The sequence below is a fragment of the Starkeya sp. ORNL1 genome (genome assembly GCF_012971745.1).
GTDB lineage: Bacteria > Pseudomonadota > Alphaproteobacteria > Rhizobiales > Xanthobacteraceae > Ancylobacter.
In genome coordinates this window covers 6,205,616-6,219,001 of the sequence record NZ_CP048834.1, presented here as the reverse complement: position 1 = coordinate 6,219,001, position 13,386 = coordinate 6,205,616, and the positions used below count along the sequence as shown (strand labels likewise).

Genomic DNA, 13,386 nt, shown 5'->3' with positions numbered 1-13,386 from the left:
GCTCCGGCTGCCCCACCTCACCGCCCGACATTCCCCCTGCCGATGGATAGTCTCTTGCCGAACCTGCTTGGTCTCTTGAGGACGGAGCCGGCGCCGCTCGCTGTCCTCACGCGGCAGGCCTGGTACCCGTGGTTCATCGTCGCCCTCGTTTGCATCGGCGCGTTCATAGGCCAACTTGATGCGACGATCGTTCAACTCGCCTTGCCGACCCTCGGCAAAACGTTCTCGGTCTCACTCGAAGCCGTCAGCTGGGTCTCGCTCGCCTATCTCGTCGCGTTCGCCTCGTTCCTGCCGATCTTCGGGCGGCTATGCGAAATGTTCGGCCGGAAGTCGCTCTACCTCGCCGGCTATGCCCTGTTTATCTTCGCCAGCGCACTATGCGGCCTAGCTTCCGACCTGGGCTGGCTCATCGTGTTCCGGGTGCTTCAGGGCGTTGGCGGGGCGCTGCTCGGCGCCAACAGCATCTCGATCCTGGTGTCGGCGGTCGACGCCGACCGGCGCGGCCGGGCACTTGGTTTTTTCTCGGCAGCGCAAGCTGTGGGCATGAGCGCAGGACCCGTGGTCGGCGGCCTCCTCCTCGGTGCGCTGGGCTGGCAATGGCTGTTCTGGGTGACGGTGCCATTCGGCTTCGTCGCCTTCCTTGTCGGCTGGCTGGTGCTCCCTCAGACCGAGAGTATCAACCGAGGCAAGACGTTCGACTGGAACGGCGCGCTGCTCATCGGCCCGGCGCTCATCTTGCTGGTTGTCGCACTCAACCAGGCCTCGACGTGGGGCGTGACCTCGCCGATCACGCTGAGCTTCGTCGTGGCCTCGGCACTGTTGGTCTGGCTCCTTGTGCGGCAGGAGGATAGTTCGGCTTCGCCGCTCATCAATCTGCGGCTGTTCGACAGCAAGGCCTTCACCTGCGGCGCCCTCGCTGTCGCGCTCGGCTACGCGATGCTTTATGGCATGTTCCTCCTGATGTCGTTTGCACTGGAGCATGGCCACGGCGACAGCCCTCAGGCGGCGGGCCTGCGGCTCGCCGTCGTGCCGGTCGCTCTCGGACTCGTCGCGCCGTTCAGCGGCAGCCTGAGCGACCGCCTGGGCGCCCGGGCACTCAGCGTCGCCGGCATGACCATATGCGTTGCCGCCGTGCTGATACTGGGGGTCGCCGAGGCCCATGCGACCGCTGACCGTCTGATCGGCACGCTGGCCCTCGCGATGTTTGGCACCGGGCTCGGCGTGTTCATCGCGCCCAACAACCACGCGACACTCAAGGCCGCACCGGGTGCGTTATCTGGCGAGGCGGGCTCGCTGCTCAATCTGATGCGGGTTCTGGGCACCAGCGTCGGGGTCGCAACCGCGTCCTCCACCTTGTCATGGCGGCTGCAGGCAGCGAGCGATGCGAACGCCAAATGGGTCTACTTCGCGGGACATCCCCTACTCGCCGCCGTAGAGAGCAGCCTGCTCATGGTAGCGGTCATGGCGATTGCCGCCGGCATCGTCTCACTGATCCCGGCCAGGAGCCGCCCGGCCTGACGGAAATCTCTGATCCCGAGCTTTGGCAGGCGGACAGCGCCTGGCTCGCCAAGAAGTACGCATATGCTCCGCCGGCCAGCACCGGCTCGAACACGACGCTCCTCACGCGCGAGTACGAGACGAACGCTCGGAACATCGCGCGCAGCCAGGCGGCCTTGGCTGCGGCTCGGCACGCGAACCTCATCGATGACGCGCTGAAATAGGGTCGAGAGCGACGAGCGCTGGCTTTCTTTCCAAGGCCGATGGGAGTTTCGTCAAGGAGAATGGAGCGGCATGCCCCACTGGTCAGGGTGGGGAGGCCGGGTGGACCGCTACCGTTGCCGACATGCCGGCTGCGAGGCGCACACCGGACGGCAGATTGTCCAACTTGATACGGACCGGAATACGCTGCGCGAGGCGGATCCAGTCGAAGTTCGGATTGACCGAGGCGAGCAGCCCGCCGGCAGCGTCGGGATCGGCAATGGCACGGCTCAAACCCTGCACCGTCCCACGCAACTGCGTGCCGCCAGCCATCAGCCAAACCTCGGCCGGGTCGCCGTCACGGATCGCCGGGAGCTTGGTCTCCATGAAGTAGGCGTAGACATAGAAGGAATCGCTGTCGACGAGCGCCAGCACGCCCTTGCCGATCCTGGCATAGTCGCCGACGCTGGCTGTGAGATTGGTCACGTAGCCGTTCACCGGAGCGCGCACCTGGCTGCGGGTGAGGTCGAGCTGTGCGCTGGCCAGCGCCGCCTGGGCCTGCTGCAGCGCCGCCTGCGCCTCGGCGGCGGAGACCCGTGAGCGCTCGGCAGTCGCCACCGAGATTGCGGAGGGGTCGCCGGAATAGACCTCGGCATCGCGCCTGGCATCGTCCTGCGCCAGCTTGAGTGCCTGCTGGCGCTGCTCGACGGTCGCTCGTGCCTGGTCCAGCGCCACCTGGAAGCGCTGCGGGTCGATGACGAACAGCACGTCGCCCTTCTTCACGAGCTGGTTGTCGGTAACGTTGATCGCGGTGACGAGACCCGACACATCCGGCGCCAGTTCGACGATATTGGCCTGCACCCGCGCATCCCGGGTCCACGGCGCAAGGGTGTAGTAGTCCCACAGCCACCAGCCGACATAGAACGCCGCCGCTGCTGCGATGAAGGTGACGGCGACGCGCAGCGCGGTTCTCGCCGAAGCGCCCATTACAGCCATCCCCTGCCTCCGATGAAGATCATCCCACCGAGAATGAGCACATAGAGCGCCAGGTTGAAAAGCGGTCGGTGCCACACGAAGCGGTAAAGCCCGGCTCGCCCGATCGCCCAGCGCGCGAGCACATAAGGGATCAGCGCCACGCTCGCCCATAACAGTAGCGGTGGCAGATAGAAGCCGAAGAAGCTGATGGAATGGAAGGCGGTGAGCGCGGGTACATCCATGGCCGGCTTCACTCGTCCGCAAAGCTGCGCAGCAGGAAGGGGCGGTCGATGCCAAAGCGGTCGTCGATGAAGCGCAGTGAAGCCCCTGCCCTCACCACCGCGCGCGCCGCCGGCGAACCGGGTTCGAGCACGAGACCCGCCAATATGCGGCGCGCCTGCGCCACGACGGCTTCCGCCTGCGCCAGCATCGCCGCTCGATCGGCGCCGGGCCGAGCAACGTCCTCGAGCAGCGCTGCAAAGCGCGTGAGGCACTCGGCGATCGCATGCGCCGCGGCAGGCGGCATCGTCCGCTCCTGACCGGCACGCGAAAGGCGACCGAGCTCAACACTGGCCGAGGCCGCGCCCAGGCCACCACGCAGGAAGTCCTCATCATCCTGGAGGTCGAGTGCCAGGCGTGGAAGCAGCACCCCAACCATCGCCAGTATCTCGGCGACGATGGTGCGCTCTGGCGGTGCGCCGCGCGCCGCCTCCGGCAGCAGCCGCCCCACGATCACATTCCAGGCGCGCGCCCGTGTCGCTCGCGAGGTCACCGGCAGTACACCGAGCAAGACGAGGCTCCCGGCCATGCCGAGCAGGATGGCGGCGCCCCCATTGACGAACCCCGACACGTCCTGCGTGAAAAGATTGCTGGTGCCGAGCTCGGAGATGATGAAGCCGCCGAACGCAATGCCCGGCCACGCATAGGCCGGCGTGCCCGCCATCAATCCGGCCGGCAGCAGCGCCACCACGAGGAACAGCGCCAGCGCTTCGAAGCCCTCGATGCGCGGCAGCACCATCATCATCCCCAGATAGGCGACCGCGATGCCGGCCGCCGCCCACAGCATGAAGGATCGCCCACCGCGGATCGCGTTGTCCTGGTTGACGCCGAAGAACAGCATGATGGCGGCACCGGACATGGCGGTGAAGCCCTGGCTCCAGCCGGTCGCCGTCCAGAACAGGCTGACCACGGCAATCACGAACGCCGCGCGAAGCCCGAGGAGAACCGCCTCGCGATGGCCCTGCGGGGGTGCCGGCTCGACAGCGCGCGGTTGCGCCGGGGACGGGCCCGCCCGCACGCTGGCCGCCTCGCTGCAGATGACCAGGGAAAGCTGATGCAACAGATCGGTTGCGCGGCGCACCACCAGCACCGCGTTGGCGAGGGGTTCGAACGGCACCGTGCCGGCCATGGCTTCCAGTTCGGCACTCGCCGCATCAAGAGCGGCGCCGGCCGCCGACAACTCGCCCTCGATGCGGCCCGGATCGTCCAGGGTTCCGCTTTCCGCGGCGATGCGCTCGAGCGTCGCGACCGTCGCGGCGAGCGCCGGGCTGAGGCGCGCCAGCACAGTGTCCGCCCCTTCCTCGCGGAAGTCCTCCAGCCGGAAGAACAATCCGCGTGCAATGGCCAGCACCCGCAGGAACTCGCGAGTCGTCTTGCGCAGTGCCTCGTCATTCGCGCGCATCTCCGGCGCCTCGAACACGGTGTATGAGCGCAGCGCGTCGAATGTCACAACCTGCTCCACCATGCGGCGGCGCTGCGCGATGAAGCGTGCCGCCGGCGTCGACGGGCGCAACGCCGCGGCGCCATAGCGCGAAAGGCCGGAGAAGGTGCCGGCGAGCGAAGCGCGCAGCACGTCGCCAGCGTAGCGTGGAAGCACGATGACGCTCGCCGCGGTGATGCAGGCTATGCCGATCAGGATTTCAGAGGTGCGATCGAGTGCGATCGACCACGCGTTCAACGGATCGGAGGAGCCCTCGAAGCCGATCAGCAGCATGGTGTAGCCACCGATCAGCACGCCGTATGAGGTGTAGTTGCGCACCCGCGCGCCGGCATAGAAGACGAGGCCGATCAGCAGCGCGATGGCGGCCACCAGCAACTCGGGCGCCTGCGAGAACATCCCGACCACGACCAGACCGACCAGCGCTCCGCACACCGTGCCGACGGTGCGCCAGGCTCCCTTGGCGACGGCAGCACCAGCCGTCGGTTGCGCCAGCAGATAGACGGTGAGCGTCGCCCATTGCGGATCACTGAGTTCCAGCCAGTAGGCGATGGCGAGCGCGGTAACCGCGGCAAGCGCCGTTCGCAGCGCGAAGACGAAATTGCGCCAGCCGAGATCGATGGGGAAGCGGAAAGCCGCCCCCCTGCGCTCCGCCTCGGCGACGCTCATTTGCCCTCAGCCCCCGCCCGGCGCCTACTGCGCCTTCGTCTCAGCATCCTATGCATGGCACGCGACGGGCAAATGATTTCAACCGCGCTCGCCGCGGCTCGGCCCGCCAACCTCATCAACGGCGCGCTGAACGGTTCGCAGAAACGAGGTATTGCTCGACGAGATCGACGGCGACCCGGATCTGGAGCCCTCGCCAGGGGCCAGAGGTCGGCCTGCCCGATGTCATCGGCTTTCGTGCCGAACCGGTTCGCTCCGCCACGCAAGGGCACTGGAGCGACGGGCGCGGCGATCTGGAGAAGGAAGAACAACACCACACCGAGCACGACCCGGATGCCATGGGGTCAGCTGTAAGAGGTGGCTAGTCCAATTCGTTGGCGTGCGTCTCCGCTGACTCTCGCAACGCATCGAATTGCTGTAGGTGGTGGGTGGCAATTGTGAGAGTCAAATGATTGAAACCATATACGGTCTCGGCTTTTTGGCGCTGTTCAGCCTTAGCGCGCTAGGCGGGGTCGTGCTGCGAGGTCGCCTGCTCGAGCAGCACCTGTCGAACGAGAACATGGATGCGATCCGTCTGGTGACGGGTCTGCTTGTCACCTTCGCAGCCCTGATCTTGAGCCTCCAATTGTCAACGGCAAGAACGGCGTTCAATGCTGCCAGCAAGGACCGGGCAACTTACGCCGCCCAGCTGGCAACCCTCGATCAATGCCTGCGTAGACTTGGCCCGCAGATGGAGGCGACGCGGCTGAAGCTTCGTCAATATACTGCGGCGGTCATTGCCAGCACGTGGCCTGAAGAACCATCCGCATCTGTCGAGGGGATGCCGGACGTTCGGCAAATGGCCCTTCGCGGCGAGGATCCGCAATTGAGCCGAATCATGCTCGACATCGGCTCGGCCATTGAATCGGTTTCGCCTGTAGACGCTGGTGGCAGCAACACGGCCGCCCGTTGCCGGGCAGACTATCAAATGGTGGTTGAGGGACGGTGGGCCGTTATCGAAGACACTCACGCCCCCTCGGGAAGCCTCTTCGTTTCCATCATCAGCATTTGGCTCGCGCTTGTGTTCTTGAGTTTCGGGTTGCAGATCCCGCGCCGCCGGCTAACCGCGGTGGTTCTATTGATCGGGGTGCTTTCCGTATCGAGCGTGATGTTCGTCATCGTAGACCTAAGCGAGCCTTACACCGGCTTTTTTGGTATCCCTAGCGCTGCAATGCGAGACGCATTGGCGGACATGAACCGCTAAATGCCATGGCGTCGGCAATATGAATTGGCGCTGTCACCCGTGCTCTACTGGCTCTCGCTGCACTTGGTCCGCCTGGCGCTGGCCATCACCCGGCCGGCGTGTCCGCCGGTCGTGCATATCGCGGGGAGGCCTACGGTTAGCTAACTGCGCTGTCTGGCAACGGCCTTCGAAGTTCCTTGAATTCAGACCAGGGCGCAGCGGAGCGGACAAAGGGATAAGTAGGGCTTTCTGTGACGCGTTTTGCTCGTTCAGCGCGCATTCAGCACGCGCGGCGTGTAACGAGATGGAATAGCATCCGATGAGGTTGCCGCATGTCCTCCATACCTTACCTACGCGGAAGCCGCATTAGTTTGTCGCCATGCTGCGACGGCGACGCGGTAGCGCTTGCGCATATTCTTTCCTTCCCTCAAGTCACCAAGAGTATCACCGCAGATGCGTCCAGCTGGGAAAAATGCATGCTGGCGGCTGAGCGACGTATTGGCTGGCACAACTCATCATGGGATGAGTGGGGGTACGGGGTTTGGGCTATTCGTAATGGTGCGGGAGAGATGATCGGTTGGTGCGGCTTTGCTGCCCCCGACATCGGAGACGACCCCGAAATACTCTACGGCCTTCACCCTTTCTCCTGGGGGAAGGGTTACGCCATGGAAGCCGCGTCAATGGCGTTGAATTGGCTATTCGGGAGCACGCCTTGGCGGGGAGCTTCAGCCGTCGTCTTTGGTGCAATAGCACCGCGTTCGTTGACATTGCTCGGCAAGCTCGGTTTCCAGAGGACAGGAAGTATGGCCATGGCCGACTTCCTGCCAGATGGTGAACTCGCCCTCGGCGTGGCTCAATACGAGCTCTGGCGACTGGCGGGCGGTGACCGCACCAATGCGGACGATTTATCGTTCCAGGCGGGGTATAGGCTGGGGATGCTCTCGACCTTGGATCTCGCTTCGCCACCAGAGTCTTTATTGACTCGTGCTTTGGAGGCAGCACGCGCTAACCCGCTCGTCTCCTCCGATGCTGTGCGCGATGGATTTTTTAAGGGTCGAGGATCGCCTTCTCTGGACTGGTTCCACCGGACGAAGGAGTAAAGCGGGGCCCATCCACCCTCGCCCGTGAATGGTGTGGCATATTTTGCGGGCGGCCCTCTCTGCAGGTGTTGAGCACCGGTGATGGGTTTTGGTAGCGCCTGGGAATGCCTGTCACGCCTGCGCCACCCCCACGCCTCCAAGGTCCGCTCCAGCCGCCACGAAGCTTATGAGGTTCGGTGGCAAATGACGCTCAAGATTTAAGGTGGCGCTTACCCTTTGGCAGGTACGTGAACGTGTCGCTTCCACAGTTCGGGCGCTTGTATTTCGAATCGCTCGAGAACACAGAAATCAGAAACCACGGGATAAGCCATACGCCCATGGTGATTACTGACAGCAGCAAATGAAGGGCGTGGCTGGGCCGGCGGATGGCTTCTTGGTTCGTGGTGATGCTGTAGAGGTTGCACATGCAGGGAGCGTAACCGCGGGCGTCGTGGGCGAGAAAGGTGGCGCCCAGCCCTTTCCGGCTCGAGCCACGGTGAAGTGGCCGACATCAATCCCGGGGAACGCAGTGAAAGCCCGAGGTCACTCTGGGCCGGAACCAGAACTCTTGGCCCGGAGCACGACCTGCCTGTTGCCGGCGCTGGCGCGGAACATCTCGACGCAATTCCCCGGCCCGTCGGTCAGCATGAAGGTATGGCCGTCCCAGGTCGACATCGGGAAGGAGCCGCCGGCCGGCACGCTTCCCATCGAAACCAGTCTGCCGTTCCGGTCGATCCAATCCACGTTACGGTACTGGCCCGACTTGTTGACGATGACGATATTGATCTTCGGTCCGCCATCGACCGAGCGGAACCGCGCCGGATTCCCGCACCGCGCCGCCTCGGCTTCGTGCAGGCCCGCAAGCGAGAACGCGGCGACCAGCAGCGCGGCTGGTGTGAAGCCGAGGCGCCGATGCCGGCCCGAACCTGTATTTATGATGCTTTCTCTCGACATCCGCACCCCCTGGATGGCCATACCCCACGGTAACGAAAGACCGAAGCGCAGTCGAGCGAAGACGAGCTTTCAATTAGAGCGTGTTTGCGAACTCAGGATGAGCGTTTCGTCGGACAGACGAAGGCTGGCGAGTACACATCCGCTGCAATCGAGGAAGCCGCGTGAGGAGCCAAAGCAAGGTTTTGCCACCGGTGGCACCGCTGGTTCGCTTAATGCGGCATTATGGAGATCGAGGAAGTGCCTGTCAGTCGGGGATATTGCCAAACGAAGCTCACTCGGGCGTTGAACCCGAGTGAGCAATGCGGGCTAGTTGTCGATGACTTTGCCCTTCTTGCCGGAGAAGTTCGCGCCGGCGGTGACAGAGGAGAGCTTGCCGGCTTTGATCAGGCGAGGTGCGGTGTAAGCTTTCATTGGTAGGCCCCCAAATCGATTGCAACCTTAGCCTGCTAAGGTTGCGGAACGGAAACATTGGGGTCAACGAGGATCCGACTGCCGTTGCGCGAACCGTCATTATGTGTTGCAGAACCGCCGCAGTCGTCCTGCCTCTGATACCTCTAGTGGATATCTACCGCTTCAGCCGCCGCGCCCAAGGCCGTGCGACATGTCCCGGTAGCGTGACACTGGGTCGGTCCGGACCAGGCGCAAGGATCTCCACTCGGTCGGCCGCCTTGATGAATGCGGCCCGGAATGCCTCGTGGGTGCCCTTGCCCTCAAGGGCCGCCAACGCCGGCTTCCGGGCGGTCAGGTGAGGCCTCGACGTCACGTCGGCCTCCGGCCACTTGTAGAGCAGGACCAGAGCGGCCTCGCCGACGTCGGCGATCTGCCGCTGCACCGGTTCCAAGTCTGGTATGTCGGATTCAACACCAGGCGACGCGGTCGGTTCAAGGGCTTTGGACGCCAGCCTTGATCTAACAGCTGCTTACAGCCGCAGAGTCAGCACCGTCGGCCGCCTCTCCACTTCGGGTTCCGCCCAGCAAGGTGAAAGCGGCGAGCGCGGACAGTAGCGTAATAGCGGCAAGCACGTGGGTGAGGCTCCGGAAGGCTTCGGCATAACCTTGAAGTAGAACGGTGCGATCGACGCCCGGGGCGAGCAATGCGGCGCTCACCACGTCACCCGTCGCGAGACGGTGGCCAATTTCGGCGAGGACCTGCGGTTGGATTCCGGCTGCCGCGAATGATCCGACTCCGGTCGCGCTCAGAGCCGACAAGGCTGCTGCGACAATGGCGAGGATGATCCCTTCGCTGGCGACCTTCGAGGTGTTGAAGATGCCGCTTGCCATGCCCGCACGCTCCTTGGGGACGACGCTGACGGCCAGCCCGTCCATCAGCCCCCAGGGAACGCCAGCTCCTGTTCCGATCACCAGCATCGGTCCGATCGCCGCATAGGCATCGCTGGGGCGGATTGTGCCCAACCAAATAAGGCCAGCCGTCGCCACGATCAGTCCAACGCCGGTGATCAGACCGGGCGAAATCCAGCGCGTGGACATTGCGGCCGCGACCGGCACAACCAGCATCGGCGCGGACAGTGCGATCATAAGCAAGCCGGCTTCGCTTTCACTGTATCCTTCGACGCCGATGAACCGGAGCGGCAAGAGGATCAGCAGCACGACATAAGCGAAGCAGGTGGCAATCGGCAGAAGCTGAACCCCGACGAAGCGTCCATAGCGGAACAGGCTAAGATCGAGCATGGGGCGAGCGACCCGCGTCTCGATGCGCACGAAGAGAGCGAGCATCGCCGCGGCGCCGGCGAAAAGTCCTAGGACCACCGGGTCTGACCAGCCGTTCTCTGGCGCCTGGATCACGGCAATGGTCAGAAGCGAGAGCATCGCGGTGAAGCTGAGCGCGCCGGGCCAATCGAGGTGTTTCGCCTCTGGGTCGCGGGTCTCTCGCAGATTGCGAGAGCCGAACGCCAGCGCAACGACACCGATGGCAGTACTGGTCACGAACACGGACCGCCAGCCGAAGTGTTCGATCAGTATGCCTGCAAGATCGGCCCGAAGGCGAGGCCCAGACCGAATGTCGTGCCGAGCATGCTGAAGGCCCGGGTGCGGGCATGCCCATCGAACTCCTGCGCAATGGCCGCGGATCCGGCCGCGAGTGCGGCGGCCGCGCCTATGCCTTGTCCGGCGCGCAGCAGGTCGACGACGAGGATAGAGGGGGCGAAGCTGAGGATCGCCGAGAACAGCACGAAGAGACCGACGCCGGCCAGGAAGATGCGCTTACGACCGAAACGATCGGCCAGCGCGCCTCCGGTCAGCAGCAGGCTGCCAAAGGTCAGCATGAAGGCATTAGTGATCCAGGCCATGCTGGTGGCACTGCCGCCGAGGTCGCGGCCGATGGCCGGAGTGGCGATGGCACCACCGGAAAAGCTCAGCGGCAACACCAACGCCGCCAGGCAGATGATGGCGACGACCAGCGTTCCGCGGGTGTTCGATATGGGAGCGTTTCGGTCCACGTACTATCTCCTGAAGGGTGGCCGGACCCGGCCGTTTCCAGAGAGGTAGACGTCACTTGGAACGGCATAAACGGCCGGACCGGGGATGCTCTGTCTCCACGGAGGAGACAATGTTGCGCGCATCGCCTCGCCCCTGAGCTGCATGGACCCGGTGCTCGAGCAGCTCGAGCACCGGGTCGGGGATGCCATGGGCACGCAGTCCCTCGCAGGTGTGGAAGAGATATTCGGCTGCACTGCCTAACGCGCCACAGGCAGTCGCGAGGCGGCGAACCACGTCCTCTTCGGCAAGACCGCCGGCATAGTGCTGGGTGCCGCGGTCTATGGTGAAAGCAATGCCTCTTGCGAACTGAACGCCACGGCCATCGAGGAGATCAAGCCATTGCGGCTCGTAGGCGGCAGAGAGCATTTCGCGTCGCCACAGCAGGGTAAGTTCCGGCTCGACCACCTCCTCGGCAATGCGAAAAGCCACGCCCGTGCAATCGCCCCCTTCATCTAGCCCGAGAACCAGGCCAGGGTTCTCGGGCGAACCGCGCCCGACCGAGGCGGACAGGCAGAAGGCGCGATGCCAGCCTTCGATCCGCGCGGTCCGCCGCTCGATTGCCTCGATGGTCGGGTTCCAGATCAGGGAGCCGTAGCCGAACAGCCAGACGTCGCCTGGCGGACGGGCGTCGAGCGTCGCGCGCAACGAGGCGGCGCGTTCGGCTTCACTCAGGATGCGCATGTCCGGCGCATCGCGCGCAACCATCGCGTCGATTCCGCCGGCCGCAATGAGCGAGCGATTGAGCACGGGCTGGTCCATGGCAATCTCGGTAGGGTTGAGCGCATCCACTTCTTTGCGAGGGTTGTCGCTCAGGCGATGACGGAGATAAATCTGGCTTTCAGCGATGCTCTGTCGCCGAGTGGGTGACAATCGGGAGGGTCGAACGTAGACTTGCCCGATCTCAGCGAGTCCGCCCGTGAGCCGCAGCGCGCCACCTCTCCACGACATTGCGACCTTCGTCTCGGTGGCACAGAACGCAAGTTTCACACGTGCCGCAGAACAGCTCGGCACGAACAAGTCCAACGTGGGCAAGGCCGTTCAGCGACTGGAGAATCGGCTGGGAACCAGGCTGTTCCAGCGCACCACCCGCGCGGTGCGCCTGACTGAAGATGGCGAGACTTATCTCGAAGCGGCACGCGCAGCGCTGGAGGGCTTGAGCGAGGCGGAAGTCGCTCTCTCGGCACGCCGCGACGAGCCCAACGGGCGCGTGCGCATCGACGCCCCGATTGGTTTTGGCCGATTGCTGTTGCCGATGCTGGCAGCGCTGCGGACCGAATATCCAAAGGTGCTGCCGGAGCTATCCCTGAACGATCGCCAGTCGGATGCTGTCGGCGAGGGCTTCGACGTCGTGGTGCGCGCCGGCGAGTTGCCGCCCGACAGCGACATGACCGTGCGCAAGCTCTACGACATCCGCCTTGGCCTGTTCGCTGCGCCTACCTATCTGGCCCGGAACCCTATCCATTCGGTGGCGGACCTGCGTGAGGCTGAGGGAGTGGTGTTTCGTTCGGGCTCAGGGCAGTTGCGCCCCTGGACCATCCATGAGTCCGGCCGGACCTTCCAGATTGCGCCCAAGCCGAGCCTGATAACCGGCGATGGCCGGGCTTATGTCGAAGCTGCGATCAACGGTTTCGGAATTGCCCAGATCTATGATCGGGTGGCCGAGCCGCACGTGGCGTCCGGTGAGCTCGTGCACCTGTTGCCGGATGCGGATGTCAAAGGTCCGCCCGTCCACGCCTTGATTCCGGTGGGCCGCCGGATGCCGCCGAAGACGCGCGTGGTGATCGAAGCGCTCGCCAATCTGTTCAGACCGCCAACGCGGATCTAGATGGCTGCGAGCCTCGCTGGAGGGGCCGCGCATAAACGCGTGCCCCTCCGCACTCGAGCGTCAGGCCGCGAGCCGGCTGCGGTGGCTCGCGACGATCGCAGCTTCCTCTCTCAAGGCCTTCTGCACAGAAGGAAGCGCATCCATGCGGGCTTTCCAGGCCATCACATGCTCGAGGTGCTCGATCGGCGCACCCGACCGCTTGTGCCAGAAGGTTGCCCAAAGATAGGCGTCTGCCACGCTCACCTCGTTGCCGGTCAGGAACCGGCGGCCATCGGAGAGACGGTCGTCCAGCATCCTGTAGGCGCTGACGAGCTTGTTCCGGCTCCAGGCAATGCCTTCTTCGGTCAGCAGCTTGCGCATGAGCGGGATGTGCTTCTGCGCGATCTCGGTGGCGATGAAGACCAGGAGCTGGTCGAATTTGGCCCGCTCGAACGTACCCCGCGTGGGAATGAGTCCTGCGTCCGGATGCTGGTCGGCGAGATAGGAGATGATCACGATCGTCTCGGAAAGCTGATCATCATTGTCATCGCCCGTCTTGAGCACCGGGACGTAGAGCATGGGATTGACCCCGGAGAACTCCTCGCCATTGGAGGTCGTCTTGCCGAAGACATCGAAGTGCACGAGATCGAGGTCGAGCCCGAGCTCATTGGCGATGATCTGGACCGCCTGGGAGCAGGTGTTGTCGGCGAGGTAGAGTTTCATGGGAAGCATCCTTGCTGTGCCTGACGCGTCCGATCCGTCGTCGCGCCGCGTCT

Annotated in this window: 11 protein-coding genes and 1 pseudogene; 4 read left to right on the top strand and 8 right to left on the bottom strand. The window is 64.2% G+C overall.

What is annotated here, in order from left to right; translation table 11 throughout:
• The first annotated feature begins 54 nt into the window (after positions 1-54).
• Entirely contained in the window at positions 55-1,518 is a 1,464-nt protein-coding gene (locus G3545_RS29175) for a DHA2 family efflux MFS transporter permease subunit (RefSeq protein ID WP_170017772.1), read from the top strand.
• A gap of 285 nt (positions 1,519-1,803) precedes the next feature.
• On the opposite strand, the gene G3545_RS29170 is transcribed toward G3545_RS29175, so the two are convergent.
• The 3 genes from G3545_RS29170 to G3545_RS29160 are packed head-to-tail and all read right to left on the bottom strand — an operon-like array spanning position 1,804 to position 5,059.
• Entirely contained in the window at positions 1,804-2,685 is an 882-nt protein-coding gene (locus G3545_RS29170) for an HlyD family secretion protein (protein ID WP_170018336.1), read from the bottom strand.
• Positions 2,685-2,915 carry a DUF1656 domain-containing protein gene (locus tag G3545_RS29165; protein ID WP_170017771.1) on the bottom strand — a complete coding sequence of 77 codons (231 nt, stop codon included), beginning with the start codon at positions 2,913-2,915 and terminating at the stop codon, positions 2,685-2,687. The genes G3545_RS29170 and G3545_RS29165 overlap by 1 nt, the downstream gene beginning before the upstream one ends.
• An 8-nt stretch (positions 2,916-2,923) precedes the next feature.
• Complete coding sequence (locus tag G3545_RS29160) at positions 2,924-5,059, bottom strand: FUSC family protein (RefSeq protein WP_170017770.1); 2,136 nt, start codon at positions 5,057-5,059, stop codon at positions 2,924-2,926.
• Positions 5,060-5,504: 445 nt separating this feature from the next.
• Here G3545_RS29160 and G3545_RS29155 point away from each other — a divergent pair, with 445 nt between their 5' ends.
• Positions 5,505-6,299 (top strand): DUF4239 domain-containing protein, encoded by a 795-nt coding sequence (locus G3545_RS29155; RefSeq protein WP_170017769.1) that lies wholly within the window; start codon positions 5,505-5,507, stop codon positions 6,297-6,299.
• A 311-nt stretch (positions 6,300-6,610) separates the two neighbouring features.
• Positions 6,611-7,378 carry a GNAT family N-acetyltransferase gene (locus G3545_RS29150; protein WP_170017768.1) on the top strand — a complete coding sequence of 256 codons (768 nt, stop codon included), beginning with the start codon at positions 6,611-6,613 and terminating at the stop codon, positions 7,376-7,378.
• A gap of 522 nt (positions 7,379-7,900) precedes the next feature.
• Here the strand turns inward: G3545_RS29150 and G3545_RS29145 are convergent.
• The 4 genes and pseudogenes from G3545_RS29145 to G3545_RS29130 form a co-directional block, all read right to left on the bottom strand.
• Entirely contained in the window at positions 7,901-8,332 is a 432-nt protein-coding gene (locus G3545_RS29145; protein ID WP_170017767.1) for a hypothetical protein, read from the bottom strand.
• Positions 8,333-8,876: 544 nt separating this feature from the next.
• Complete coding sequence (locus tag G3545_RS29140; protein ID WP_246702956.1) at positions 8,877-9,143, bottom strand: DUF982 domain-containing protein; 267 nt, start codon at positions 9,141-9,143, stop codon at positions 8,877-8,879.
• Between the two features lie 76 nt (positions 9,144-9,219).
• Positions 9,220-10,694, bottom strand: a pseudogene (locus tag G3545_RS29135) (MFS transporter).
• A gap of 124 nt (positions 10,695-10,818) precedes the next feature.
• On the bottom strand, positions 10,819-11,565 hold the full coding sequence (locus G3545_RS29130) for a gamma-glutamylcyclotransferase (RefSeq protein WP_170017765.1): 747 nt from the start codon (positions 11,563-11,565) through the stop codon (positions 10,819-10,821).
• Positions 11,566-11,722: 157 nt separating this feature from the next.
• On the opposite strand from G3545_RS29130, the gene G3545_RS29125 reads away from it, so the two are divergent.
• A complete protein-coding gene (locus tag G3545_RS29125) occupies positions 11,723-12,631 on the top strand; it encodes a LysR family transcriptional regulator (protein WP_170017764.1) in 909 nt (302 codons plus the stop codon).
• 60 nt (positions 12,632-12,691) lie between these two features.
• Here the strand turns inward: G3545_RS29125 and G3545_RS29120 are convergent, their stop codons facing one another.
• Positions 12,692-13,333, bottom strand: coding sequence for a glutathione S-transferase N-terminal domain-containing protein (locus tag G3545_RS29120; RefSeq protein WP_170017763.1), 642 nt, complete (start codon positions 13,331-13,333; stop codon positions 12,692-12,694).
• Between the last annotated feature and the right edge of the window lie 53 nt (positions 13,334-13,386).